The organism is Fischerella muscicola PCC 7414 (assembly GCF_000317205.1).
GTDB lineage: Bacteria > Cyanobacteriota > Cyanobacteriia > Cyanobacteriales > Nostocaceae > Fischerella > Fischerella muscicola.
In genome coordinates this window covers 112,796-139,601 of the sequence record NZ_AJLK01000156.1, presented here as the reverse complement: position 1 = coordinate 139,601, position 26,806 = coordinate 112,796, and the positions used below count along the sequence as shown (strand labels likewise).

The 26,806-nt window shown below is 42.3% G+C and carries 22 protein-coding genes; 9 read left to right on the top strand and 13 right to left on the bottom strand.

Translation table 11 applies throughout. The annotated features are described in order from the left end of the window. Positions 1-179 precede the first annotated feature (179 nt). The 4 genes from UYI_RS0124895 to UYI_RS0124880 form a co-directional block, all read right to left on the bottom strand. Positions 180-2,438 carry a TolC family protein gene (locus UYI_RS0124895; protein ID WP_016869397.1) on the bottom strand — a complete coding sequence of 753 codons (2,259 nt, stop codon included), beginning with the start codon at positions 2,436-2,438 and terminating at the stop codon, positions 180-182. Between the two features lie 65 nt (positions 2,439-2,503). Beyond that, positions 2,504-4,072 (bottom strand): circadian clock protein KaiC, encoded by a 1,569-nt coding sequence (gene kaiC, locus UYI_RS0124890; RefSeq protein ID WP_016869396.1) that lies wholly within the window; start codon positions 4,070-4,072, stop codon positions 2,504-2,506. A gap of 84 nt (positions 4,073-4,156) precedes the next feature. Then, the gene (gene kaiB / locus UYI_RS0124885; RefSeq protein ID WP_026086155.1) at positions 4,157-4,477 is read right to left on the bottom strand and encodes a circadian clock protein KaiB; all 321 of its coding nucleotides are present in this window, start codon (positions 4,475-4,477) and stop codon (positions 4,157-4,159) included. Positions 4,478-4,829: 352 nt separating this feature from the next. After that, positions 4,830-5,210: a circadian clock protein KaiA gene (locus UYI_RS0124880; RefSeq protein ID WP_016869394.1), complete on the bottom strand. Its 381-nt coding sequence runs from the start codon at positions 5,208-5,210 to the stop codon at positions 4,830-4,832. 1,435 nt (positions 5,211-6,645) lie between these two features. Between UYI_RS0124880 and UYI_RS0124870 the strand changes: the two genes are divergently transcribed. Beyond that, a complete protein-coding gene (locus UYI_RS0124870; protein WP_016869392.1) occupies positions 6,646-10,068 on the top strand; it encodes an ATP-binding protein in 3,423 nt (1,140 codons plus the stop codon). On the opposite strand, the gene UYI_RS37180 is transcribed toward UYI_RS0124870, so the two are convergent. The 3 genes from UYI_RS37180 to UYI_RS0124860 form a co-directional block, all read right to left on the bottom strand. Further along, entirely contained in the window at positions 10,065-10,220 is a 156-nt protein-coding gene (locus UYI_RS37180) for a hypothetical protein (RefSeq protein ID WP_157226387.1), read from the bottom strand. The two genes, UYI_RS0124870 and UYI_RS37180, sit on opposite strands and share 4 nt — an antisense overlap. Positions 10,221-10,225: 5 nt before the next feature. Further along, positions 10,226-11,113 (bottom strand): glycerate kinase, encoded by an 888-nt coding sequence (locus UYI_RS0124865; RefSeq protein WP_016869391.1) that lies wholly within the window; start codon positions 11,111-11,113, stop codon positions 10,226-10,228. Between the two features lie 186 nt (positions 11,114-11,299). Then, on the bottom strand, positions 11,300-11,632 hold the full coding sequence (locus UYI_RS0124860) for a DUF565 domain-containing protein (protein ID WP_016869390.1): 333 nt from the start codon (positions 11,630-11,632) through the stop codon (positions 11,300-11,302). Between the two features lie 514 nt (positions 11,633-12,146). On the opposite strand from UYI_RS0124860, the gene UYI_RS0124855 reads away from it, so the two are divergent. From UYI_RS0124855 to UYI_RS0124835, 6 genes are all read left to right on the top strand, one after another. Then, complete coding sequence (locus UYI_RS0124855; protein ID WP_016869389.1) at positions 12,147-12,701, top strand: hypothetical protein; 555 nt, start codon at positions 12,147-12,149, stop codon at positions 12,699-12,701. A gap of 163 nt (positions 12,702-12,864) precedes the next feature. After that, positions 12,865-14,745, top strand: a complete 1,881-nt coding sequence (locus UYI_RS0124850) for an ArnT family glycosyltransferase (protein ID WP_016869388.1) — start codon at positions 12,865-12,867, stop codon at positions 14,743-14,745. A gap of 187 nt (positions 14,746-14,932) precedes the next feature. Further along, positions 14,933-15,133 (top strand): hypothetical protein, encoded by a 201-nt coding sequence (locus UYI_RS37175; protein ID WP_016869387.1) that lies wholly within the window; start codon positions 14,933-14,935, stop codon positions 15,131-15,133. Beyond that, on the top strand, positions 15,133-16,251 hold the full coding sequence (locus UYI_RS0124840; RefSeq protein WP_016869386.1) for an alpha-hydroxy acid oxidase: 1,119 nt from the start codon (positions 15,133-15,135) through the stop codon (positions 16,249-16,251). The genes UYI_RS37175 and UYI_RS0124840 overlap by 1 nt, the downstream gene beginning before the upstream one ends. Before the next feature lie 78 nt (positions 16,252-16,329). Then, positions 16,330-16,530 (top strand): hypothetical protein, encoded by a 201-nt coding sequence (locus UYI_RS37170; RefSeq protein ID WP_146007603.1) that lies wholly within the window; start codon positions 16,330-16,332, stop codon positions 16,528-16,530. Positions 16,531-16,593: 63 nt separating this feature from the next. After that, a complete protein-coding gene (locus UYI_RS0124835) occupies positions 16,594-17,451 on the top strand; it encodes a hypothetical protein (protein ID WP_016869385.1) in 858 nt (285 codons plus the stop codon). A gap of 129 nt (positions 17,452-17,580) precedes the next feature. Here UYI_RS0124835 and nadA read toward each other — a convergent pair whose 3' ends face one another. The 3 genes from nadA to UYI_RS0124820 form a co-directional block, all read right to left on the bottom strand. Then, the gene (gene nadA / locus UYI_RS0124830) at positions 17,581-18,555 is read right to left on the bottom strand and encodes a quinolinate synthase NadA (RefSeq protein WP_016869384.1); all 975 of its coding nucleotides are present in this window, start codon (positions 18,553-18,555) and stop codon (positions 17,581-17,583) included. Between the two features lie 262 nt (positions 18,556-18,817). Further along, entirely contained in the window at positions 18,818-20,119 is a 1,302-nt protein-coding gene (locus UYI_RS0124825; RefSeq protein WP_016869383.1) for a dihydroorotase, read from the bottom strand. Between the two features lie 10 nt (positions 20,120-20,129). After that, the gene (locus UYI_RS0124820; RefSeq protein ID WP_016869382.1) at positions 20,130-21,485 is read right to left on the bottom strand and encodes a histidine phosphatase family protein; all 1,356 of its coding nucleotides are present in this window, start codon (positions 21,483-21,485) and stop codon (positions 20,130-20,132) included. A gap of 155 nt (positions 21,486-21,640) precedes the next feature. Here UYI_RS0124820 and UYI_RS0124815 point away from each other — a divergent pair, with 155 nt between their 5' ends. Beyond that, the gene (locus UYI_RS0124815) at positions 21,641-21,826 is read left to right on the top strand and encodes a cupin domain-containing protein (RefSeq protein WP_016869381.1); all 186 of its coding nucleotides are present in this window, start codon (positions 21,641-21,643) and stop codon (positions 21,824-21,826) included. 94 nt (positions 21,827-21,920) lie between these two features. Here the strand turns inward: UYI_RS0124815 and UYI_RS0124810 are convergent, their stop codons facing one another. The 3 genes from UYI_RS0124810 to trpB form a co-directional block, all read right to left on the bottom strand. Further along, the gene (locus UYI_RS0124810; protein ID WP_016869380.1) at positions 21,921-23,249 is read right to left on the bottom strand and encodes a GTPase family protein; all 1,329 of its coding nucleotides are present in this window, start codon (positions 23,247-23,249) and stop codon (positions 21,921-21,923) included. Between the two features lie 6 nt (positions 23,250-23,255). Further along, positions 23,256-24,761 carry an FAD-dependent oxidoreductase gene (locus UYI_RS0124805; RefSeq protein WP_016869379.1) on the bottom strand — a complete coding sequence of 502 codons (1,506 nt, stop codon included), beginning with the start codon at positions 24,759-24,761 and terminating at the stop codon, positions 23,256-23,258. A 250-nt stretch (positions 24,762-25,011) separates the two neighbouring features. Next, positions 25,012-26,250 (bottom strand): tryptophan synthase subunit beta, encoded by a 1,239-nt coding sequence (gene trpB / locus UYI_RS0124800; RefSeq protein ID WP_016869378.1) that lies wholly within the window; start codon positions 26,248-26,250, stop codon positions 25,012-25,014. A gap of 186 nt (positions 26,251-26,436) precedes the next feature. On the opposite strand from trpB, the gene UYI_RS0124795 reads away from it, so the two are divergent. After that, positions 26,437-26,784 (top strand): translation initiation factor, encoded by a 348-nt coding sequence (locus UYI_RS0124795; RefSeq protein WP_016869377.1) that lies wholly within the window; start codon positions 26,437-26,439, stop codon positions 26,782-26,784. Positions 26,785-26,806 lie beyond the last annotated feature (22 nt).

Below are 26,806 nucleotides of genomic sequence, written 5' to 3'. Positions count from 1 at the left end.
TGTTAGTGGTTGGTAGTTGATTGTTACAACACCCTAACAACAAACAACCCTACCCTGACGGGAAGCCACTTCGTGTCTACGGGTTCGCCAGTCCCCCTACCCTTACCTTAAGCCACTTCGTGTCTACGTGACGGAGACCGCCTTTTTGGGGGGCTGGTCTCACCAACAACCAACCTTGCCTACTGACCAACCCTACCTAATCCTCTAGCAGTTACAGATCTTTGCAAACTAGCCAAAGCGCGATTATAAGACAAAATAGCGCTGACCACATTGCCTTCTGCTTCTGTCAGGTCATCCTCAGCTGCAATTACATCTGTTTGAGTTCCCACACCTGCTTGGAATCGCAAACGCGCCAAACGCAAAGATTCTCTGGCTTGTTCTAAAGCAATATTGGCGGTGTTCACTCGGTCTAAATTGGCTCTTAATTCCGAATAGGCTTGCTCTACTTGGAAGCGAATTTGATTGCGTGTATCGTTAAACTGAGTTTCAGCAATCCTAATATTAGCTCTTTGCTGATCAGCTCTGGCTCTGGCCGCTCCCCCATCAAACAAATTGAGGGTGGCTTGCACTCCTAACGAATAACCATCGGTAACGCTGATACTATCATCAAACTGATCTAATAGGTTATAACTAGCAACTAAGCTGATTTGTGGACCCAAATCTGCCAGTGCTAAACGCCGTTGCTGTTCACTTATATTACGTTGTGCTAACTGTTGTTGCAGTTCCGGGCGGTTTTGATAAGCTAGTACAATAGTATCTTCTAGTGGCAAATTCCAAAGACCCGCCAATCTGACAGGGTCTGCGGCATTGACACTCAGGGCGTCTGGAATATTTAATGTAATGGCTAACTGACTACGAGCAATTCTTTGTTGAGATAATGCCTGACTCAGTTGTTGTTGAGCATTTGCTAAAGTTACCTGTGCTCGCAGTACGTCAAACTGAGTACCTACACCTGCCCTTTCTAGAGCTTGGGCATCGCGCAAAGTTACCTCAGCATTTCTCACAGCAGATTGCCGAATACGGACATTTTCGTCTGCTTCTTGCAGGTTGTAGTAATTTTGGGCAACATTGAGGCGAATTTCTTCAGATTGTCGGGCAACATCCAATTCCTGGAAGCGTAACTGCTCTTCAGCAGCTCCGATGTTGGCTGAGCGTCTGCCTGATGTATAGATATTATAAATAAGTTGTGCCTGACCAGTGAAGGATGTACTCGGTTCATCGCCAGTGGATTGACTACGAAGTTCTGGTGGTAAACCCTCTTCTTGCCGTTGTCGTACTTCTGAAGAGAGTTGACTTTGAGCAGATTGCTGACGGGTAATTCCAGCACTCAAGTCAACAGTAGGAAATAAAGCTGCTTGAGCCTCTCGCAAGCTAGCTCTAGCTCGTTCTAGTTCCAATAAAGCTATTTGTAGTTGTGTATTATTGCGCTGTGCTAGCTCTACAGCTTGTTCTAAGGTAATTGGCTGGGTTCCCCTTTGTCTGACTTCATCTGGTCTAGTAGGAAAGAGCAAGGGGTTACTTTTGTCAGGGTTGAGGTAATCAGGTGGAGGTGTTGTTGGTTTAGAAATAGGTGAAACAATGGGAACTTGGGGAGTTGTTGGTTTTTGTTGGTTGTTGATGGTTGGTGTTGTAGGAGTCGGTGTCGGAGAAACTGCTTGCGATACTAGTTGCGGAGGGTAATTTTGTGGAGAACAACTCATCGTATCTGGTGAACAATTCTCGATTTCCAATAGCTTCGCCGAACCTGAACCTCTAGCGACATTTTTTAAAAAAGCTGAGGCTTGGACATCAGGATTTTGCTTTAATGGTACTGGTGTGACTGAAGATTTAGGTGATTGCTGAGTCGCGATCGCATCACTTACCTCTAGCGGTACTGTTTCTGAAGTTGAGTTTCTGCTAATCCTGACTTCACGCAGCTTTTCCCTGACTTGAGACGATAATGTAGGCTGCTGCACAGAGTTTTTCTCTGATCCAGTTTGAGTCTCCGTAGGAATTTGCCACCCATGCTGATTACCATACTCAAAGGGAGCAACTTGCATAATTTCTGGCTGCAAGTTGCTATCAAAGATCGCAGAAGCGAGTTGATTGCTATCTATTGGCTGGGTTTGGTACGGATTTGCTGCTAAGCTGAAAACACTTGGCACATCCTGAAAAGAAATATCTCCTATTGGTACAGCAACTGTTTTAGTAGCTATTTTGCCAATATCTTGAGTTGCAAACCGTTGCATGTTAGGTGTCTTCAGTTCTCCTAGTGCTGCTGGCTTGATGGTGGTTGGCAAATTAGTTGCAGAACTAGTATTTTTTGCTACCAAGTCTCCAGCATCTACAGGAGTAGAAATACTGGGATTAACAACTTGCTGCGCCCAAGTTGGTTGAGTGGTTAATACTGCTGCTGTTACACCGGGTAAGAAACTATAGAATATAATCTGTCCTTTCACCGCATCCCCTCACACAAAAATAAGGCGGCTTCATACCGTTTTTTCACACAGAATATAACACGAGGCTAACTGGAAGCATCACTGCTATCTTTGTCTTGAAAACTCTTGACAATGCGAGACAGTTCAGCTTTTTCATCGATACTAACGCGAGTCGGCGCTCCGCTGACAATTCTTTCATAATTGCGGAAAGAATCTTTAATTTCCGGACCATCTGCTGTGATATTGTATTCACGAATACCCTTATCGTGCCAAGAGCCGCGCATTTTAAATACATTGATTGCCCGTGCCATTTCTCCACGAATTTCTACATACTGCAACATTAAAATCGTGTCAGTAATTGTGGAGATATGGGAGTCGGTAATCGAATGCGAACCCATAAATTGATCAGTTGTATTAGTAAAAAAGCCTGTGATTTCTTCTTGCTTGGCGTAACCCGTGACACCAATTACAAATTGTCGGAATGCATTATTACTTACACCTCGCGCTAACGCTGAGAGCGAATCAATGGCAATCCGAGCAGGTTTAAAATCAGCAATTTCTGACTTAATAATTTGTAAGTGATCTTCTAACCCAGTTGATTCAGGATAGGTGCAAATGATTTTTAGCAATCCTTGACGTTCTAAATCCTCAAACTCTATACCCCAAGATGAGGCGTTACGTGAGAGCTGAGCGCGCGATTCTTCGTAAGCAAATAGTATTGCCCGTTCGCCATTTTGGCAGCCATTTTGAATAAATTTGCTGACTAATAATGTCTTACCTGTTCCTGTTGCTCCTGTTGCTAAGATAATTGAATCTTTAAAGAAACCACCGCCACACATATCATCTAAGGTTTTAACCCCAGAAGATACCCGTACGTTGGAAGACCTTTGAGTTAAACGCATTGCCCCAAGTGGAAAAATATTGACTCCTTCATTCGTAATTGTGAAAGGATATTCGCCCTTCATGTGTGTTGTACCACGCAATTTCAAAATTTCGACGGTACGACGACGACGTTCCCCTTCCAAGACGTTGCGGACAATTACTACGTTGTCGGAGACAAATTCTTCCACCCCAAAACAAGCAACTGGTCCATATTCCTCAGTGCGTTCTGTGGTAATGATAGTGGTGACATTAAGTTGTTTGAGTCGGGCTACCAAACGGAAAATTTCGCGCCGTACTACTCCAATAGCTTCATATTGCTGAAATACGGCTGTGATGGAGTCGATCGCTACTCTTTTTGCTTTATATTTGCGGATGGCATATTGCAAGCGTTCGATCAATGCTGAGAGGTCAAAGTTACCAACAATATCTTGTCCTTCTGGATCAGGAGAAGCGTCCAAGATAAATAACTTCCCATCGTTGATTAAGCCTTGCAAATCCCAACCAAAAATATGTGCGTTTTTTATGATATCATGGGGCGATTCTTCAAAAGTGACAAACACCCCTGGTTCTTCAAAATAGCTAATACCGTTGAAAAGAAACTGGAGAGAAAATAACGTTTTGCCAGTTCCAGAGGTACCGCTGACCAGAGTAGTTCTACCTACCGGTAATCCACCATGACTAATGTCGTCAAACCCCTCTATCATCGTACGAATTTTTTCTACACCACTACATAGAGGTGCATTGTTTTTCTCTGGTTGGTCGTTTTCTCTCATCTTTTTTTATACTTAACAAATGGGAATTCAACCCAGTTATTATATTAATAAATGTTGAGACTTAGTTTTATCTGTTTATATAGTCTATTCTGCTTGGAATTGTTCGTCTTCTGTTAACTCTTCATAAAGTAAGTCTAAACCAATCAATACTCTTTCTCTGTCTGATAAATCACCAATAATTTTCCGAACTGGTGGAGGCAATATTTTAGATAATGTTGGTGTGGCTAATATTTTATCTTCTTCTGCTAACTGTGGGTTTTTGAGTACGTCTATGACTTTGAGAGTATAAACTCCTTTAAATTCTTGTTCTAATATGTTTTTTAGTGTTCTTAGTGCCATGACTGAATTGGCGGTATTCCCTGCCACGTACAACTTGAGAACATAAGTCTTTTTTATTTTCTTCATAAGGTTAGAGTTTGGGATAAAAAGTAAAGACACCAGCTTTCAGTGCTAACTGATCACGACGGTGAACCTAAGGCTCAAAGACAAAAAGCTTAACTTTGACATAATTTAGGCTTTGTGTCTTCTGCTTCCCTATACTAGTACAACGCGACGGAGATAGAGATATCATCCCAAACTTGGTTAGAAACACACCAAACTTGATTGTTTTAATTTTTTACTTTGAATTCTGTGTAGCGGTACTGCTCGACTCTGCGCCTCAACTTGTGTGATGCCAACCATCTGCAAGCTTTTTATCAATTTTAAGTAGGTAGACATAATTAAACATAAAATGCTTATGCCCATAAACTAGATAGGTTCAATCTTTCTCCATCTGCCATCTACTTACTTTTTTCGGAAGTGATCGCCGATAAAGTTCACACAAGTGAGCAAGGATATCAATCAACGTTAAGCGATAGTCTAGTAAAGTTTCGTCGCTCCGTCCTTCTAATTTTAGCTGTTTGGAAAATTCATCAATTAGTTCCATATGAATTTCTATAATTTGCGGCACAGGAATATTAGCACAAAATACTGCATTGATAAATTTATCAATTTTTTCCTTCAGAGTTTTGTCTGTGGTAAAGTAATCTATAAGAATCTGGCGGTAGTCTGATTTGAGTTCCTGTAAAAATGCCTGTTGTTCGGCTTTTGTCATTTGCTGAAAAAAACTTTGCTGTTCTGGCTGCTGACATCTATTCACATGTGAAATCTTCGCTTCGGTTTTCTATTTTTACTTTTGAACGCAACTACTTCTTCAGTCAAGGATGAGATTTTTCAAGATTTTTTAGTGGTAGTTGCTTGATAACAATATTTATTATTTGTCAAGTCACTAGTGTTACATATTCCCATTGAGCTAATTGTGATTACAGCATAAATTGACCTTAAAGCTGAATTTCTAGTTCAAAACCATAGGCATAGATATGCTTTTTAAGTTGATCAATGTTTAACTTTCCTCATAACGTTGCTAACTTCTGTTTCAAGAAAAATGACGGTGAACAAAGAGCATACTAAATTTCATATATATGAACAGTAAATTAAGTAGAACTTGTAATTTGGCGAACAATCTTACAGTCACATCGGCTGCATAGCTAATTTGTAAAGTTACCTAAAGTTTGGTTCTTAACGAATTGTACAGTCTTATTAACAACTGTTACAGATGCTATTTCAAGCAAGCATTTGAACTGTATTTTGAGGAGGGGATTAGTGTAGAGTAAATTAGTCGTCAATGCTTGCGACTAGACATTATTTATTCATGGGCGCAGCAGACATAAATTGGCACAGATTTAGTCTCATGCTAACTCGGCTGATGTTTGCCTCTTGTCCTTCATCTCTAACCAAATACAGATTCTCTAGTTTTACTCCTTAGATAAGATACTTAAACTAAGTTAAATGTTCGTCGCATTCTAAATCATTATAATTCCTAAAGGTTCTAAAGCGAATCTTTGGAGCCATAATTGTTTTAGTTGTTGCTATCTAAAGAGGCTTTTTAACACCAGCAACACAACTGGCAACAGGAGGCTAAATTCTGAGCGGTGGTTATCGCTAACACAAACTGCTTAGCAGCAAACGATAGACATGCGGTTGGCAGCTATGCTGAAAAGAAATAACACTAATGCTAAAAGCTTTTGTATTATTTCTTACCCTGCTGCACGGGCAGTCCCCCAAGGCAAAAAGTCAGGTGTCTGGGAAAAGGTTTTATTATTTACCCTTTAACTCACACAAAGAACTAAATAGCCATCATAACAACTGCATAAGCACCGAACGGATGAAAAAACTTTCCTTGCTTGTGTCTACTGCATAGCCGCCTTTTTCTAGTCAGTTTTGGGGAACTACGAAAAAACAAAATCGTATTGCAACCCCTGTAAATGTACTTAGCTTATTGGTTAATCTCAAACCGAAAAAGAGCAAAGTCAAACGCCATCGCCCACACAAACTCTTGGAGGGTTGAATTTCTGGTTTCCAAAGCCTTTGAGAAGCAGGTGTAAGGGTGAGTTTTTCAACCCGTAACCTGAATCGCCTGATAACCACGAATGGCAAAGTGAGGATATGGCTGGGAACACAAACAGCACCAGGTTAGTTGCTTGGTGATGCTAGATGTTTCCGCACCGAGAGAATCTACTCGAAAGCTTATGTCAATGTTAAAGTACCCGCTCTACGAATTCATCAGCACTTTACCCATCTGCTCAAGAACAGCAACTCTCAAGGTTGTGTTGGAAATTTTTGAGACGGAGCAGTGCGATCGCTTGGTAGTTTTGAATGAGCAGCAAAAACCCGTCGGGGTAATTTATTCTGCCCATTTGCTACCAGAAATTTTGGCAGCAAATCAAGCAAATAGTCATAAAGCAGGGTCTTTTGATTTAGCACAAACATTGACAAGCTGGGGATCAAGTTTGATACAACCAATACAAACTTTATCCTCGGACTGGGGTGTCGAGGAATTTAGTTATTTGTTGCGATCGCAACAGAATAAAAATAATATTAACCGAGATTGGGCATTAATTGACTCTGAAGGTAAATTTTTAGGATTAATAGATAGCTCACGCTTACTGCAATTTGTGGTTCGGCAAAGAATACAAACTCAACCGCAAATCGAAGATACTACCAACAAAGCCAAATCCCGTCGCCGCAAAACACCAGTGGCAGCTAAGCCCACAAAGGAAACAAAACAGGTAACACCCGTATCTTCACCATTGCTGAATCATCCTTTAATTCAACTCTTAGAGAGACTACCCTGGCCTTTAATGCTGCAAACTAACACAGGCAAGGTTGTAACCCAAAATCCAGCGTGGTGGCAGCAATTAGGAGTATTAAAAGATCCAGAAGGAGTCAGACAACAAGTAGAAGCAATCCTGACTCCGGCAACTCTCAAAAATCTGGAAGATCATACTCACAAAGGGTTAGCTGATAGCAGCACTACTAATCATACTCATCATTATCAAGCTCAGCCGGTAGCCGCGAAAACTCTGCTTCGAGACGAGAATTTGTCAACTAACAGTGAAGTACTGCTACCAACGGCTACAAGTCCATATTCAGAATTACCTACATCATCAGAACAACCTACACAATTATCTTCTAAGGCCAATCGCTGCTTTTTAGATAGCCGACATGGAACTTGTACCTGCGTTGTAGAAGTACAAAACGGGCAAGAAAGAGTCTGGCAATTTGCCAAAATTCCTTTAGACAGTCCAGAACTAAAAGTTAAAAATCCCGGTTCAGACACAGCAGTTAACCCAGACTTGTGGTTAATGCTAGCCACAGATGTCACCGAACAGCAGCAGCTTTGTAAAGAACTAGCAGCAAAAAATGCCGATTTGATGCAACTAAATCGGTTAAAAGATGAATTTTTAGCTTGTATTAGTCATGAGTTAAAAACTCCCCTAACTGCGGTTTTGGGATTATCGCGGTTGTTAGTAGATCAACAATTAGGAGAACTCAACGAGCGGCAAGCGCGTTATGCTGGACTAATTCATCAAAGTGGACGGCATTTGATGAGTGTGGTCAATAATATTTTGGATTTGACCCGCATGGAAACGGGTCAAATGGAACTAATGCTAGCAATTGTTAATATTCGTACAGTGTGCGATCGCGCTGTTGGTGAAGCAAAAGCTATCCATGCCCAAAGTCGCAAAACCATTGTCTCTTCTCATCCTCAGACTGGTGGAGAAGAACACAAATTCAGTCTTTCCATAGAACCAGGCTTAGAAGAAATTGTCGCAGATGAGTTTCGCCTGCGTCAAATGTTGGTACACCTGCTATCCAATGCCTTCAAATTCACCGAAACAGGAGGAAAAATCGGGCTGCAAGTCAGTCGCTGGGAAGGTTGGATTACCTTTACAGTGTGGGATACAGGTATTGGCATTCCCGAACATCAACAGCATCTGATATTTCAAAAATTCCAACAATTAGAACATCCCCTTACCCGTCAGTTTGAAGGTACAGGACTGGGGTTAGTGTTAACTAGGGCCCTTGCTCGTCTCCACGGTGGTGATGTTAGCTTTTTATCTCGTGAAGGTAAAGGCAGTCAGTTTACTTTGTTATTACCACCGAGTCCCCCGAAAGAAGTGGGAAGATTAGGAGAAGAGGAGATGGGGAAAAAGATAATGGGGAGATGGGGAGAAGCGGAGATGGGAAGAAAGATTTCACCCCGCCCCTCCACCGTACCACCCCATCAACCATCCCACTACAACCTCACGCCAAACCTGCGGGAACAACAGAGGCGAAGACAGACATCTACAGTCCATCACTCTAGTTCTTCTCAACAACTAGTATTGGTTGTAGAAGCAGTTGCCCGCTATATTGAAGATTTAACTGAACAACTTACTGGTTTGGGTTATCGAGTAGTAATTGCGCGTTCAGGATGTGAAGCCGTAGAAAAAGCCCGTCGTTTGCAACCTAAAGCTGTATTTCTCAATCCCTTACTACCTTTGCTTTCCGGTTGGGATGTGCTAACCTTACTCAAATCCGATGCTACAACTCGCCACATTCCTGTAATTGTGACAGCAACAGCAGCGGAGAAAGAACAAGCATTTGCCAATCGTGCTGATGGTTTCTTGAGTTTACCTGTGGAACCTCAATATTTAGCACCGCTACTGGAAAGTTTGTATACATTTTCCCAAAAAAAGCCGCACAACAAAGAAGCTAAAGCAACTCCAGTTCATACCCCACTACGAATTCTCAGATTAGCCCATCCTGAAAGAGACACTCTTGATTTGTATCCCCTCCTACTACAACATCGGATCATCGAAGTAGATGATATTGAACAGGCAGAATTGCTAGCGAGAGTGTGGCAGTTTGATGTGGTTTTATTGGATGCAGAAGTACCAGCAGCAGCAGCTTATCTACAAAAACTGAGTAAGTTTCCTCGCTTGGCAACTCTACCGTTAGTTACTTGTGATGTGAAAACCACACAAATAGCTTCTCAAATAGCTGGTTTGTCCGTGTTTCCTTGCTTAATGCGATCGCCCACAAATAACAGCGATAATAGTAAAAAAATAGATGCTTTATTATCAGTGTTGCAAATCGCAGTTGGTATTTCCTGTCCTCCCACTATCTTAGTAGTGGAATTGGCAGCACTGCCAGATTTGCCAGATGCAAAACGCAAGCACTCTAGTAAAAAAAGTTTGGAAAAAGACTCTCAAGCCACAGATTTTCCCCAGCAAGGCTTTAAACCTCTAACTATCTCTCGTGGTTCCGAGTGGTTCCAAGCATTAATTCAGTATTTGCATACAGCCGGACTGAAAGCGACGATAGGTCGATCTTGGGAAGAATTGCTACAACAACTCCGTCACGAAAGCGTTGATTTGTTGCTAATTTGCTTAGAAGAATCTAGTTTGAAAAAAGAAGTATACTCAGCCCTGAAAGTACTAGGAGAGTTACCTGTAAAATTGCCACCCGTTTTAGTACTAGATCAGCAATTAAATCCTGATCTTGCTCAGGAACAGTCCTTAGAAAATGCTGTGGGTGCGATCGCAAGCCAAGTTTTGCCTCGCTCAATATCAATGGAAGATTTGCTAAATCATATTAATCAAGCTTTGGCAAGTAATGAATTGAGTAATTAGGGATCGGGGTGATGGGGTGATGGGGGGCTAGCGGTCCCCACTTTGTGGGGTTGGGGGGCAATGGGGAGATGGGGAGATGGGGAGATGGGGAGATGGGGAGATGGGGAGATGGGGTGAATAACAAATAACAAATGACCAATGACAAATGACAAATGGACTAACTTAAGATGTTACCAAAACTGTGATCGGAGTTAATTTCAATTACTAAATCAACTAGTGTTGGAGATTCGATTAAGGGTTTGATAAATAATTCTGGGTGAAGAGAACACCAAAAGTACTTGACAAATTGCTCAATTTCTGGTCCTGTCATGCCCGGCTTGCCAAGAGCAATCATTTGCTGTTCGGCTTGTTGGCGCCACTTCAAAGAAAGTCGGTAATCTTTGGGATACAGCACAATTAAGCTATCTAATCTTTCCCACAGTGGCAGATAATCACGCAGTTTATGATTGATATCACGGGCAAAAGCTTGATCTTCAGGAGTCAGAATCGGCGGCGGTGGGTGATCAAATGCACTGGGATCTATTGGGCGTACGCCGACAAACCAACCCTCAAATAATACAATGTCTGCATTTGTCACAATTTCTGGGGTAGTTCTATCACCAGCACCGTTGTATGCTGACTTATCAAAGCGAGGCACTGACACTGGTAGTTCACAGCTACGAATTTTGTCTAGTACAGTTAAGCCTAATTCAACATCATGAGTTCCTGGTGGACCACGCCAAATTAAGCGGGGATCATGCTGTTTGAGAATTTGGCGATCGCGATAGGTTTTGTATAGGTCATCCAAAGACAAATTCAGGGTATGATAGCCCAAATGTTCAATAATCAAAGCCAATACCCGACACAAAGTAGTCTTACCTGTCCCTTGTACTCCCAAAAAACCTTGAATTAGCGGCCGATTTAGTTGCTGTCGATGGGATACCAACTTCTTAGCCAGAGGTAGCCACACATTACCCAACACCTCCGACACAGCTTGTGGTTGCATCTGGAGATGAGTTTGGCAAAATTCTAACACATCACGAAATACAGATTTGTCATTGGTCATTTGTTAGTGGTTAGTAGTTAGTAGTTAGTGGTTAGTGGTTGGTTGTTAGTTGTTTAATATTTACTTCTCACACCTCTCACCCATCTCCCCATCACCCCATCACCCCATTGCCCCCCAACCCCACAAAGTGGGGACCCCTAGCCCCCCATCACCCCATCACCCCATCACCCCATCTCTCCACACTCCTTACGATCCCAGCTTGAATGCTTCCAAAAATAAGCTATAGGTGAGACCAACTTTCAAGAAGTTGATTGCTTGCACCCAAAAGACTTGCCTTGCCAAGACGCTGCGATTGTAAAATATCCTATTGGCAATTTCTACTCCCAATACCAAAGTGCCAGCTACTACAATATCCCATTCTGCTGTTTGTCCAGCGGTAGTTGCTACTGCGCTTCCAAGAAAAAAACCCAATAAAAAACTGATTATTAATATAGATATGCGTCGCCAAGGGTTGAAAATCCATTGTGCTAACCGCCTAGTAAGTATATTGAATAGGTTGTTGAGACGAGTATTTTGCATGATTGAGATATTACAAAAAAGTAGAGGGCAGAAGGTAGTCCCTATGAAACTTGTTTTATAGAGACTGCCTTAACACTTCTGCCTTCATGAAATAACTACACTCTTATACTCCCATACCCAGCTTGAGAAGGACTTGGAGCAAAATTTAATTAGATATTCCCATCTTGAAGATATTAGGTTTAGCATAAAGTTGTGTGGATATTATTTGAAGTTGTTTTGGGTTTAGGGTAAACACAAAAATTAATACACAATATCATCATCTTGAGCTAAAGCGAAGAAATGAAGCGTCAAGGAATTTTTTCCTTACTTCCTTCGATATTGATGTTTAGGATGACATGAATTATACATCCTACCCTTAATTCTCATAAAGCCAGTCTTGGCAATTAAACCAGTTACTAGTTATTTGTGATCGGTGACATAGTTTTTATGTTCACTGAGTCACTTATCACTGTTGAGAGTGGGCTAGTATCTTGAACGAGCCTAGAAAAAATACTTATTTGTAATAATTATCAATATGAAATCGCCAATCTACCGTCATGCTGTTCTCGCAGCTGCCTGCTTGGGATTGCTGTTGCTGTCTGTAGGGTGCTATGAAGTAAAAGTATCCTTTGAGGCGGATCAACCCTCTGAATCTCCTGCAAACACTCACTCAGAAAGTGCGATCGCTTCTACTTTAAATACTTCTGTAGCGGCACCTTCAAAAACCTTATTTACATATCATCAAGGCTCGACAGGCAAAGCAACAGGCCAGGGAATTTTACGCATGAGTAATCAAACCGAACAGCCAGTCCGCCTTGCTTTACTAGCACGGAAAGCGGGAGTTAAAAGTAATTCTAAACAAAGCTATGCTGTTCCAGCACATTGGGATTTTGCCCCAGGAGAAGGTAGTGAAAAGGGACTGATTTTATCGCTACCTAACGGTAGCATCAAAATTGAAAAGGGAGATATTTTAGTTGCCTTTGCACAGGATGGTTCCCGTCGCTACTGGGGACCTTACGTGGTTGGCGAAACTCCTGCCCCTGTGTGGAACCCACAAAAGCAAGAATGGGAGTTGATTCTTAGTCAATAGTTAATTGTTAGTAGTTAGTGGTTAGTAGTTAGTGGTTAGTGGTTAGTGGTTGGTGGTTAATATTTGTTTTGAAAACAAAGAACAAAAAATCACAGTTAAACGACTATTGACTAGTGACCCTTGACCATTGACTATTGACTATTGACTCTTGACTTGTGACTCAATGACAATTCGCGCTCTTGACCAGTTGTTAACTAGGATTGGTAAACGTCCAGCCTTTGTGATCGCACTGTCAGCTTTATGGTTGATTTTAGTTGGTGGGATCGCATTTTTTTGGCATTTGGGCAGTATTGGGCTAATAGATGAAACTGAGCCTTTGTTTGCTGAAGCTTCCCGCCAAATGTACGTAACAGGCGATTGGATTACACCGTTTTTCAACGGTAAAACTCGCTTTGATAAGCCTGCTTTGATTTACTGGTGTCAGGCGATCGCATACAGCATTTTTGGTGTGAATGAGTGGGCTGTACGTCTGCCAAGTGCGATCGCGGCAATGGCTGTAATTGGCTTGGCTTTTTACACTGTGCAATGGCAACTGGCAAAACAAGATGCCTTAGAACAAGTTTTTCGTCCTTCTAGGCGCTGGTTAACTGCTGGCATAGTAGCAGCTGTGATGGCACTTAATCCCGAAATGATTGTTTGGGGAAGGACGGGTGTCTCGGATATGCTGCTCACTGGCTGCATAGGATCAGCATTGTTGTGCTTTTTTTTGGGATATGCGAGTCAGGAGGGATCGGGGATCGGGGACAGGGGACTAGGAGGACTAGGGGAAAAGTCTCTTTTATCTTCTCCTGATCCCCAATCCCCTATCCCCAATAAATGGTATCTAGCTTGTTACGTACTAATTGCTGGTGCAATTTTGACTAAAGGCCCGGTGGGTATTGTTTTGCCAGGGCTAATTATCGGCGTGTTTTTGCTTTATCTAGGCAAATTACGAGAGGTCGTGCGAGAAATGCGCCTCTTGCTAGGTATACTGATGATTTTGGGCTTATCACTGCCTTGGTACCTGCTGGTGACTTGGCGCAATGGCTGGAATTACATTAACTCGTTTTTTGGCTACCACAATATTGAACGCTTTACAGAAGTAGTCAATGGTCATACAGCTCCTTGGTATTTTTATTTTCTAGTAGTATTACTGGGTTTTGCTCCATACTCAGTGTACTTGCCGTTATCAATGGCAAGGCTGAAATTTTGGCAGCGCAACTATTGGTGTTCTCAAGAGCGATCGCAACAACTTGGTTTATTTGCCTTTTTCTGGTTTGTGAGCATCTTCGGCTTTTTTACCATAGCTGTCACCAAACTTCCTAGCTACGTCCTGCCCTTAATGCCAGCAGCAGCAATCCTAGTAGGACTTTTGTGGAGCGATTTGTTTAAAGATAGCAGCATAAGGGAGCAAATAGGACAAGGAAGAATTTCTCCCTTGTCTTCCCCCTCCCTCTCCTTCCTCCTCTGGACTGGCTGGGTAAATGTAGTATTTGTATCAGTGATCGCAGTAGCACTGTTTTACGTACCCCGGTTGTTAGGTAGTGATCCGGCTGCACCACAATTTCGCCAACTGCTGCAACAGTCAGGTTTGACAACATTGGGAGGGGTAATCTGGTTAGTGTGTGCAGTGGTATTGGCAGTGGTAATACTGCGTCGTCGTTGGCGTCATTTGATTGGTGTAAATTTATTGGCGTTTGCGCTATCTTTAATTTTTGTCCTAACTCCAGCTTTGTTTTTGATAGATCAAGAACGTCAGTTACCTTTAAGAGAATTATCAGCGATCGCAGTCCAAGCCCAAAAACCAGGTGAAGAATTAGTCATGGTTGGCTTCCAAAAACCCACAGTTGTTTTTTACAGCCAACGTCCCGTAAATTACATCAAAATGAGTGCCGCCGCAGGAGATTATGTGAAAAAGGAGGCTGTGAATAAAACAAAATCTGATTCAATATTAGTTCTAGCTCAACCGAAAAAGTTTCCAGAAATGGGTTTGCAATCAAATAACTATCAAACTTTAGGAAAAAGTGGTGCTTATCAATTAATTAGAGTACCTTTAAATCGATAAATTATTGATTGTTGGTTGTCTTGGTTGTTGTTTGGAATTGAAATTGCAAAAATTTAGATATTCAGATCCCTGACTTCTTAAAGAAGTCGGGGATCTAGTTGTTCACTCATGATTTAGGAATAATATAGATCAATACAGTTCAGATAAGACCAAAACCTTTATCAGGAGGGCAATGTAGAGACGTGCCATGGCACGTCTCTACACATCATCAAAAATTAAAGGTCTAAAGACAGATGCTGGCTCAGCTCCAGATTTAGAAGAAATGACTAAACCAGTTACAAGAATTGATATGGCAACCAAAGAGTTTAAAATAATCTTACGCTTCATTTCCTTTTTCCTAACAAACGATCATCTCCACATCAGACGTAATTTAATATTGGAGTTGTAGTGGAAGAATCAGAAAAGTACTTCACCAAACCACTGAACTTATTCGATTACGAACAGCAAGCCCAGAAGTGCTTGTCTCCTATGACTTGGGATTACTATGCTAGTGGTGCTTGGGATGAAATCACATTGCGGGATAATCACGCTGCTTTCGATAGAATCAAACTTCGTCCCCGTGTGCTAGTTGATGTGAGTAGCCGCAACTTCACAACCAAGATTTTAGATCAACCTCTGCAAATGCCTCTGTTAATTGCACCGATGGCATTTCAATGTCTTGCTGATCCTGATGGAGAATTAGCAACAGCCAAAGCTGCATCGAGTGCAGGTGTGGGTATGGTGCTGAGTACGATGTCTACTAAGAGTCTTGAAGAAGTCGCCCAAGTTTATCACTCACAAACTCCAGATGCACCTTTGTGGTTTCAGTTATATATCCATCGCGATCGCAATCTCACCCGTGCTTTAGTAGAACGTGCTGAAGCAGCAGGCTATCAAGCGCTGTGTGTCACTGTCGATGCGCCTGTGCTAGGGAGGCGGGAGAGAGATACACGCAATCAATTCACCCTACCACCAGGTTTGCAACTCGCCAATCTTACCACCCTCTGCGGACTCAACATTCCTAAGCAACAGGGAGAATCTGGGTTATTTACTTATTTTGCCCAACAACTTGACCCATCAGTCACTTGGCAAGATTTGGAATGGTTACAATCTATATCTCCCTTACCTTTGGCAATTAAAGGAATTTTACGCGGTGATGATACTGTGCGTGCAGTTGCATGTGGCGCGAAGGTGATCATTGTTTCTAATCACGGTGGACGTCAACTAGATGGTGCGATCGCTTCCTTGGATGCTTTAGCGGAAGTCGTAAAAGCTGTAGATGGACGTGCTGAGGTGATTGTAGACGGCGGTATCCGTAGAGGTACTGATATTCTTAAAGCTCTAGCCTTGGGGGCAAAAGCTGTACTTGTCGGGCGTCCTGTGTTGTGGGGATTAGCTGTAGACAGACAAGCTGGCGTGGATCATGTTATCGAAATTTTACGTAATGAACTTGATTTGGCAATGGCATTAAGCGGTTGCGCCAAGTTGGAAGATATTGATTCTAGTTTGTTAGTGGTTGGTTGTTGATGGTTGGTTGTTAGTGGTTAATGGTTGTACCAGACGTGCCATGGCACGTCTGGTACATTGGTTAGTGGTTAGTAGTTAATGGCTACTACTCCTCACACCCCTCACACTCCACCCTACGGGAAGCCTATGAGCGCGTCTACACACTCCACCCTTACCTTAAGCCGCTACGCGTCTACACACCCCTACACCCTCACAGCCATTTTCAAGACAGATTTGGCAAGCTGGTGTTTTTACCCATACAATCAAGTACAGGCTTGGTTGCATCCAACACAAGCCTAAATAGATTTCACTGATTTTTTGGTTAATAATTTCGGCTGAAAAGCGATCGCACTTTCCCAAATGATGGTAAACAGAATCAATGATATCGCTTGGCAAGCACGTCAGGGTAGCGTTGCTGCGATTATTCAAGTGTTAAATGAAAGACTAGCAAATTCTGGTGTGAGAACCAGAGCAATTTATCATGATGGTGTATTACAAATTTTGTGCGAGGCTTCCACACTAGATAAACTAGAGCAATCAACTTTAGTGAAGCAAATTCAGCAAATTCTGGAATCAATCCAACCCCGTAACATTCGTAAAGTCAAGATCAACAGTCGCATAGTCCAGGAACAGCAATTGTTGTGGTTAGAAGAAATTATGCGTGAGCCAGAAAACCAATTGCTGTGGTCAGAAGAAATCATATTAGAACAGCCTAATATTTTTCAACAATTCATTAATAATTACCAAGAGCAAAAATCTGAAGCAGGAAAAATACATTTAAGTAAAACTCAATTATCTCAACCAATACCAATTAGTAACAAATCCAAGAATTCAGCTTGGGGCTGGAATTTTTTTTCTTTAAGTTTAAGTTTATTGTTAATCTTATTAAGCTCGATTATTTATGCGGTGTTAAATGGTAAGTTACAAAATCCCTTGCTACCAGAAACAACAAGTTCTCTCACCCCAACAGCAAAATCTTCAAACTCAGAAGACTCATTTACAATAGCAGTACGAATTGCTAACCAAACTTCCGATGCAGGGAAAATAGCTAAAACATCAACTCAATGGTTAGAAATAGCTGCTAACTGGCAAAGAGCTTCTGATTTAATGGGTAATGTTCCACCCAGTCACAGTCGTTATCAAGAAGCACAAATTCGGACTAAATTGTATAAGAAATATAGTGAAGCGGCACAGAAAGAAGCCGAGAAGAGTAAATTTTAGTTTCTATTAAAAAATATATGCTACAGAGAACAGAGATCAATCTGATGATAGGTCAGATTTTCTCGTGAATGGCTAACTTGAAAAATAGAGATGCAACAACAAAATCGCATCTCTACCAACCAAACTTAACTAAACACTCATCTCCAACATCCGTTGAATTGGACGCAACGCCGCCAATCGTATCTCTTCAGACATCGTGATTTCCGGCGCACGATTTTTCATGGCCAAATACAATTTTTCCAAAGTATTCAACCGCATAAATGGACACTCATTGCAGTTGCAATTATTGATTGGTGGCGCAGGAATAAAATGCTTGGATGGTGCAGCTTTCTGCATCTGATGAATAATTCCCGGTTCCGTAGCCACAATAAATTCTTGAGTCGGACTTTGTTGACAATACTTTAGTAAAGCGGCTGTAGAACCGATGAAACTAGCGTGACGCAAAACAGCAGGTTCACATTCTGGATGTGCGATCGCTTCTGCTTCTGGATGTGCTATTTTCAACTGGACGATTTTCTTTTCCGAAAAAGTCTCATGGACAATGCAGCTACCTTGCCATAACACCATATCTCGCCCAGTCTGTTCCATCACATACCGTCCTAAATTCCGATCTGGTGCAAAAATGATCGGCACATCTTTGGGTATCTGCTGCACAATTTTGACAGCGTTGGAACTCGTACAAATAATATCGCTCATCGCCTTAATTTCAGCAGAGCAATTGATATAAGAAACTACCAAATGTCCGGGATGCGCTGCTTTAAATTCTGCAAATTCTTTTGGCGGACAGGTATCTGCTAAAGAACAGCCAGCATTCACATCTGGTAACAGCACCATTTTATCGGGATTGAGAATCTTGGCTGTTTCTGCCATAAAGTGAACGCCAGCAAAAACGATCACATCAGCATTGGTATCAGCTGCTGCTTTAGAAAGTTGTAGAGAATCGCCAATAAAGTCTGCAATATCTTGAATATCTGGCTCTTGATAATAATGAGCCAGGATTACCGCATTCAATTCTTTTTTTAAACTCTCGATCGCTGCAAATAAATCTAGTGGTAATGCACCCGGTTGGGTTTGATCTCGTTGAATAAGTGCAGTTGTAAACACAGTTAGGCGTAGCTATATTTTACGAATTGTTGTCTTGTCTAAGTAATTATAGTAGTTTTTACCAAAAATAGCAGGAGGGGTAACACTCCTTGGACTCGAATTAAAAATGACGCTTCATGTGAATTCAAGCGGTGACAAAAATCATGTTTTATTATTCGACCACCGTGCAAGGCGATACACACCGATAGACACAGATAGATTACCCGTTGGTAATCCAGTGGTATGTGTCTGACGTAATCATGGCTAATATACCGATAATTATTTAAGGTATCCAAATTTTCACTACCCTACCCGTCAACTGTTGTCCCAACCAAGGCGTATTCTGTGAGAGGGTACGAAGATTTTGTCTGTCAACTTTCCAGCTTTGCTGCGGATCAAATAATGTTAATTCCGCTTTTTGTCCAGGAACGATCGCACTCAAATTCTGTTTTAAACACTCCGCCGGACGACTACTCAATGCTTGCCACAATTGAAGGGCGCTAAATTCACCAGTTTCTACCAGATGTTGCCACAACAAAGGTAGCGCTAACTCTAAACCTATTGCCCCCGGTGGTGCTTCGGCAAATGCTACAGTTTTTTCTTCGTAGGTATAGGGGGCGTGATCAATGGCGATCGCATCTATAATACCTGTGCGTACTGCTTGCCGCAATGCTAACAAATCACTCGGATTACCCAAGGGCGGATCTAAATTTAAATTTGGATTATAGCTTTTAAGTGATTCTGTGTCAAGTAAAACATGCATCCAAGTGGTGCTAGCGGTGATCGGTAAGCCTTGACTTTTTGCCGATGCGATTAGTTCGACGCTGCGGGCTGTGGAAACGCGCATAATGTGTACAGGCGTCCCCGTAGCAGCTACCAATTCGATCAAAGCAGCGATCGCAGAGGTTTCAGAAGCAGCAGGATTCCCTGGCAAACCAAAGCGCAGAGAGTCTGGCCCTTCGCGCATGACTCCATTTGACCTGAGTTGGCGATCGCAACACCAAAGTGCTACAGGCTTTCCCAAGGGCTGGAGATACTCTAACACTCGCCGTACTAGTGCCGTATTTTCCAAAGGCTGACCATCAGCAAAACCGACTACCCCCGCCACCGCTAAATCTGCCAACTCCGTCATTTGCTTACCAGCAACATCAAGAGTGATCGCGCCCCAGATGTTGAGATGGGGCTTTTGTGATAGGGTGGTAGGGTGATGGGGTAGTGGGGTGCTTTTTTCTCCCCATCTCCCCAACTCCAACAACTGCGCCACCACCGCCGGGTTATCTACAGCCGGGGATGTGTCGGGTAAGATGCTAATTCTTGTGAAGCCACCAGCCGCCGCTGCTTTTAGTAGAGAACAAAGGGTTTCCCGTTCTTCAAATCCCGGTTCTCCTGAATGGCTATACAAATCTATCAACCCTGTTCCTAAGACTAATCCACTACAGTCTTGGACGAGAGTGTCTTCTGGCACATCAGAAATACTATTTGCTACTGACTGGATATAACCATCATCAATCAGCACATCAGCTACTTGATCAGTGCCAGAAACCGGGTCAACAATCCGTACTTGTTGTAATAATTCACTTGTCATAACATAACTCTTACAACGCCCCTGCTGCGGTTTTATCTAGCACCCCTCCACCCAAATGAGTGGTAATATTCATTGCTTGCAACACTGGTAAACCATTCAATCCTGAAGGGTAGTCTATAACACTGACTGCGCCATTACCCTGACGGAAATTCCAAAAATTATCTGGTGACAAACCTAGAATATGGCAAAGCAGAGTTTTGTTAGTAGCATCATGAGCAACGACTATCCCGGTTTGGAGTTGGTTTGCCAATGCTGCTTCTACAACTGATTGCCAAGTTGTGACGCTGCGTTCCCATACCTGTTGCAAATTTTCCCCTGCGGGCATTTGTACTTGGGCTGGTACTGTTCGCCAACGTTCTAACTCTCCCGGAAATTCTTGTTCAATTTCTGATTCTAATTTTCCTTCCCAAAGTCCGTGGCTAATTTCTCTAAAACCATCTTGCAATTCTAACTTGATACTGTTGTGGTTCTGTAAGATGATTTGAGCAGTTTCTTTGGGACGTAGCATCGGACTGCTAACGGCAAAATCAAGTTCCACATCTTTGAGAAATGCGGCGGCTTTTTGTGCCTGTAGCCTACCATTTTCGTTGAGAGGAACATCAATTTGACCTTGAAATTTACCTTGGCGATTCCACTCGGTTTCGCCGTGACGGATCAGCAATAAACGCACACCATGATGGTTTGGTCGCACAGAGGGGAGAATATCTCCCAAGTGTTGGGTTTGGTTCATAGATTCGAGCTGAACTGCATCTCCTAAACCACCCGCAAAATTGAGTACACTAATGCCGCAGTTAGATTGTTGGATGGAATGGTAGCGAGATGGAGAAATACCCAGTGCTGTGCTGATTAAAGCTCGATTAATGCCGTTATGCCCTACTATTAAAATCGTCTGACCTGGATGGCGGGACAGAATTTCTTGCCAAAATTGCCGTGCTTGTTCGTACAAACCTAAGACAGGATAATGTTCTCGGCTATTTCCCTCTCTGTCTGGAACAAGCATCTGGAATTGATGGGGCGACTGTTTCCAAATGCGGTAATCTTCCGCAAACTTCTGCTTAACTTCCGCTACAAGCATTTTCTCCCACAAAGGTAAGTCAATTTCTAGCAGCAGATTGGAAGTTTGAGGAACAACAGACTGCCCAGAATTATTTTCTAGCGATCGCCAGATGATATCTGCTGTTTGTTTAGCTCGCTGTAGGGGACTACTATAAATAGCATTGAATGAAATATTACTGAGGGCTTTGCCAACTAAACTGGCATCGTTACAACCTTTTTCAGTTAATTTAGACGCATCGGTGCGCCCTTGAATACGTTTTTCAGTGTTATACGTGCTTTGACCGTGGCGCACGATGATGACCCGAGTCACTTTTTGCCCTCCTCTCTCTAAAGGACTAATTCTACTGCAAACTGCTTCAAGAATATTCTCTTTAAGAGATTTTGGCAGTCATAGGTACTTAAGAGCGATCGCATTTTCTATATATTTTCAGTCAAGATAGAAACTATCGGGAGAGAAAAGTTACTATGACCTTACCTACCAAAGAAATTGTATTAGCGCCAGGAGAGGGAAATCACCTCGTTATCGGTGACAGCGAAGTGACATTTAAAGCAATTGGTGCTGACACACACGGTCACTTGGGTATATTTGAAAACCTCATTCCACCAGGGGGAAGTCGCGCCGCGTCCCTATCGTGGGACATTTGTAAGTGAGAAAAATATTAAGTAGGGATTAGCACCGTTTCCTTAGAAGTCGAAAGTTATACTCTCAGGGTTAACCAACATCATCAAAAGGCAATGATACTTCCTACTTCATACCCTTAAAACGTGCTTTGGCTTGCTTAAACGCATCTTGCATCACAGATTGAATTTTTTGGGGGTCAGGTTTTTTACCTCCCAGCAAATCACCAAAGTATACACAAGCTCCTTCTCCTAATGCCCAAGTGTAGGCAGCAGCCCAAGAAGCAGCAATCACACTGCCGAACCCAGGTATAAACTTAACTAACTCCCGTGCTACCGCCCGTGCAAAAAAACCACCTGCGATCGCACTGACTACACCACCAGCTTGAGAAGGGGTGAGTGTCTGCCCATATAATTTACCTAACAGTCCGACCATTGATACTTGCAATGCAATTAATACAGGCATTGTCGCTAATGGTAGTGGTGTTGCTGCGATCGTTGCTGCAATCACGGCAAATGCCAAAATATAACGGCGTCCTACATCTCGGTAGAGATTACCTATTTTCTCGCCAGTTCCCTGATCTAATAATTGATGAATTGCTCGTGCTTCGGCTTCTGGAAGTAAATCTGCTAGAGTATCCCTCAAAACCTCCAAGCCATAAAACACTGGTGTGTAGCCATCTTCTTCTAGGGTAAAGTCGATGATCACACAGCGATCGTACAGTCCAGCAAAAGTATCCTGTATGGCACTGAAAGCGCGGTTGACCTCTTCATATGTTGGTGGATACTCTGGATGATCGGCAACATCAGGAGGATAAACTTCATGTAAACAGGTAACTGCCAACAAACAGGGAATATCTGGATATTTTTGACGTAACTCCTGAGCAATTTGTCTGAGTGTATCGGTGGCGAAATCGTTAATTTTGACAGTGAGAATCATGACTTTAGCGCCACGACTCTCTTTTTGCAAATCGCCAACTAGTTCTTGAATGACTATATCAGTATCTTGATTAACATCACCTAGCCCGACTGTATCCGTAAAAACCAGTAGAGGTAGGTCGTTGGAAGGATAGGCGTAACGTTGGGTGTGTTGGGTATGGGGGCGAAATCCTTGACCGACAATTTCGGCCGAAACTCCCGTCAATCCCCGTATAATCGAACTTTTTCCAGCCTGAGGCTTACCAAGCAATAAAGCTTCTGTGGTGGGCAGTTCTGCTCGTACTTGCTCTAGAATCTCTGCAACTTGAGCTTCGTTGACACTGAACCATTTCACAAAAGACTGTGAAATTTGTTCTACAGGTAATAATTGTATCAATCGTGCTGTTGTTTTATTCCAAACACTCGCGATCGGATTAGTGTTGGAATTATCTACCGACTCTTTGTTGACATCATCAGTCGGTTCATTTGATTTTTGAATATTTGCTGACTGCAAGTCAGACTCACGTTGCTCAGTCATTGTCCTCTAAAAAATATCTTTAAAATAGACAAAATAGGGTAATGATAAAAATCCAAAAATAACTGCTAAAACAAGTAAATATAATTTCTGGGTGGTACGTTGCACCATCGTCAAGATTTCCTGATAGGAAAGCTGGTGATTTTGAATCATAAAAAAGGCTGGCGGACTAAATACATATGGCAGCAAACGATTAAGTAAAAGCCGCAAAACGAAATTAATACTCCACAGCCATTTACGAACTGGAGCTTGGTTATACTGCCACGGATAAGCAATTTGAGCAAGACGTATCAACGCTTTGGTATCCGGTAAACGCCAAGACTCATATAAAGGTAAGGCATCTGAAAGTTGATCACCACTTTTTTCAAGTGCCTCATTCAAGATATAAACATCTTCTAATGCTGAATTTACACCCTGTCCAATATCAGGTGGAAAGCAATGGATCGCGTCTCCTAAAAGTACTATGCCTTTGTCTGGTTGTTGTTTGAACAAAAAGTATAATCCAGAAGAATATTGAGGATTGGGAAAGTAACCACCTTCACTTTTAGCAAAGCGTTCTGCTTCTGGAAACGATAATATTTTGTTGATAGGTAATTGTGGGAAAGCTTGCTCAATAAATTTATAAACTTCCTCACCACTTTTTAATTCCCAAATTTGATGATCTGGATATGTAATAATATTGGCACTACGAGGCTCATCAGGATTTTTCAGAGGTAACAAACCTAGAGAAACAGAACGCTGACGTTCCCGAAATGCCCCACGAATAGCATAGGCCATAGTGCTGACAGCATGTTCTTTATCAGTGTGATCAAGAGGAAACTTCGGTGGTAAACTCAATACTTTATACCTCAAACCTGAACTAGGTGAGGGAAATTTCTTCATTTCAAATCTGTTTGACGTAGATTTATCCCACTTTTTCAGGGTCTCCCGCACAATAGAGTTAATCCCATCACAACCGACAAGAAAATTAGGCTCAAATCTAGTTTTATTACTATTGTTTGTTTGGGCAAAAACTTCTAACTTTTCTGTATCTTCACTATCTACATCTATTTTATTGATTTCTACACATTGCGTGTTAAATAACACTGTGATGTGGTTTGACCAATTCTTTTCTATTTCTTGGTAGAGCAAATTAACAAATGCTCGGCGTGGTATCCAGTAGGCAGTTTTTCGTTTTGGGTCTACAACAGGTACTTTTGATGTTTTACGGTTGCCATTTGGTTTAATGACTGTTAAATAAAACTCTGTACTTGGTACACTAAGTGTTGCTAACTGCTGAGTTAATCCAAGCAAGTCAGTAAATTTTTGACCCCGACCATCAATTAAATAATTAAATGACTTGTCAGGTTCATAATAATCCGCAGTAGCGCGTTTTTCTAGAACTGTAATATTTGTCCAACCACGTTTGGCTAACACTAACGCAGTGGCAAGTCCTGCTGGCCCTCCCCCAACAATCAATACGTTTTGGTGAGAATATTGGCTTTCTTTTCCTGCCAAAGACGTTTCGGTAAACATATGCTTTTGGTGGCGCCATTAGCCATCAATATCTATAAGTTTCTCTTGCACTTGTGTTACTAACATGTTGCTGATAGTTTATAGCAAGCGCTAAAGCGCTTACTACAAACAAATTTCCCAGCATTAGCCTAGTTGCAATGTAACACTATAGTCTTGAGGGCAACCAGAATCCTAAGATAGACACCATTTGGGTAATGGGTAATGGGTAATTAATAATTTGTGGTTGTTAGCTCCATGCCTAATACTGTTCTTATGCCGGATTTAAGAACTTTGCTACTGTCTGCACATCTTTATCGCCACGCCCAGAACAGTTAATCACAATCCGGGGACTACCGCTGAGTTGGGGACACAAAGTTTCGAGATAGGCGATCGCATGGGCGGTTTCTAGTGCAGGTATAATTCCCTCTAAGCGCGAAAGTCTCTGGAATGCTCCTAAAGCATCAGCATCGGTAACACTGTAATATTCGGCACGTCCAGAATCTTTTAAATAACTATGTTCTGGCCCCACACCCGGATAGTCTAAACCGGCACTAATCGAATGGGCTTCAATCACCTGTCCATCGTTGTCTTGTAGCAGATAACTCATTGCCCCGTGCAATACACCAACTCGTCCTTTTGTCAAGGTAGCAGCGTGTTTATCTGTATCTATACCTTCGCCAGCAGCTTCTACCCCAATTAACCGCACAGATGGCTCATTCACAAACTCGTGAAAAAGTCCCATCGCATTAGAACCACCACCGACACAAGCTATAAGAATATCAGGCAAGCCTCCCCATTTTTCCATTGCTTGAGCGCGGGTTTCTTGTCCAATCACTGCATGAAAATCCCGCACCATCATCGGGTAAGGATGGGGCCCGGCCACTGAACCCAAAATATAGTGAGTCGTCTCTACATTTGTTACCCAATCCCGAATTGCTTCCGAAGTGGCATCCTTGAGTGTACCTGTTCCCGCCGCTACTGGACGTACTTCTGCCCCCATCAGCCGCATTCTAAACACATTCAAAGCTTGACGTTCCATATCGTGAACGCCCATGTAAATCACACATTCCAAACCAAATCGAGCGCAAACTGTCGCCGTTGCTACACCGTGTTGTCCAGCACCAGTTTCGGCAATAATCCGCTTTTTGCCCATGCGTTTTGCCAACAACACCTGACCGATCGCATTATTGATTTTGTGAGCGCCTGTATGATTTAAGTCTTCACGCTTTAAGTAAATTTGCGCTCCTGTTCCATCTGGCCGGGCATAGTGGGCGGTGAGGCGTTCGGCAAAATACAAAGGAGTGGCACGCCCTACGTAGTCGTGGAGTAATTGTTGTAATTCAGCAACAAAAGCAGGTTGATTGCGGTATTGTTCGTATGCTGTTTCTAATTCTGCCAGTGCTGGCATGAGTGTTTCCGGCACGTATTTACCACCGAAGCGGCCGAAGCGTCCTTGGAGGTCGGGCTGTTGATGAGTTTGGGAATTAGGGGAAATGGGAGTAGTGGTCATTCGATTTTGGATTTTAGATTTTGGATTGGTGAGGCACATGTGGTGTCAATAGCGTCGCCATCGCCACGTGCCGTTATAGCTTGGGTTGATGTTTAAACTACAAGATGAACTTAATTATAAAAAAGTCTCAAGCGGATTAGGATAAAAGAAGACTCTTGATCCTGAGATTCTGCTTAATATAAATTTATGGCTTCCCCAAAGGATAAATCATCTAGCGATCGCTTTGTCTACCGTGAATTTGGTGACAATAATTCCCCAGCATTAGAAAGACCAACTCAAGAACTACCACCGGAAAAACAGAATTTGCGGGTACAAGCAACTCGCGCTGGCCGCAAAGGGAAGACTGTCACTGTAATTAGCGGTTTTCAAACTAAACCAGAAACCTTACAAGCATTAGTAAAACAATTGAAAACTCAGTGCGGTACAGGTGGCACAGTTAAAGATAACGAAATTGAAATTCAAGGCGAACACAAGCAGAAAATTCTGGAAATTTTGACCAAGCTAGGGTATAAAGCCAAAATCAGTGGTGGTTGAGATTTAACAGTTATCAGTTATT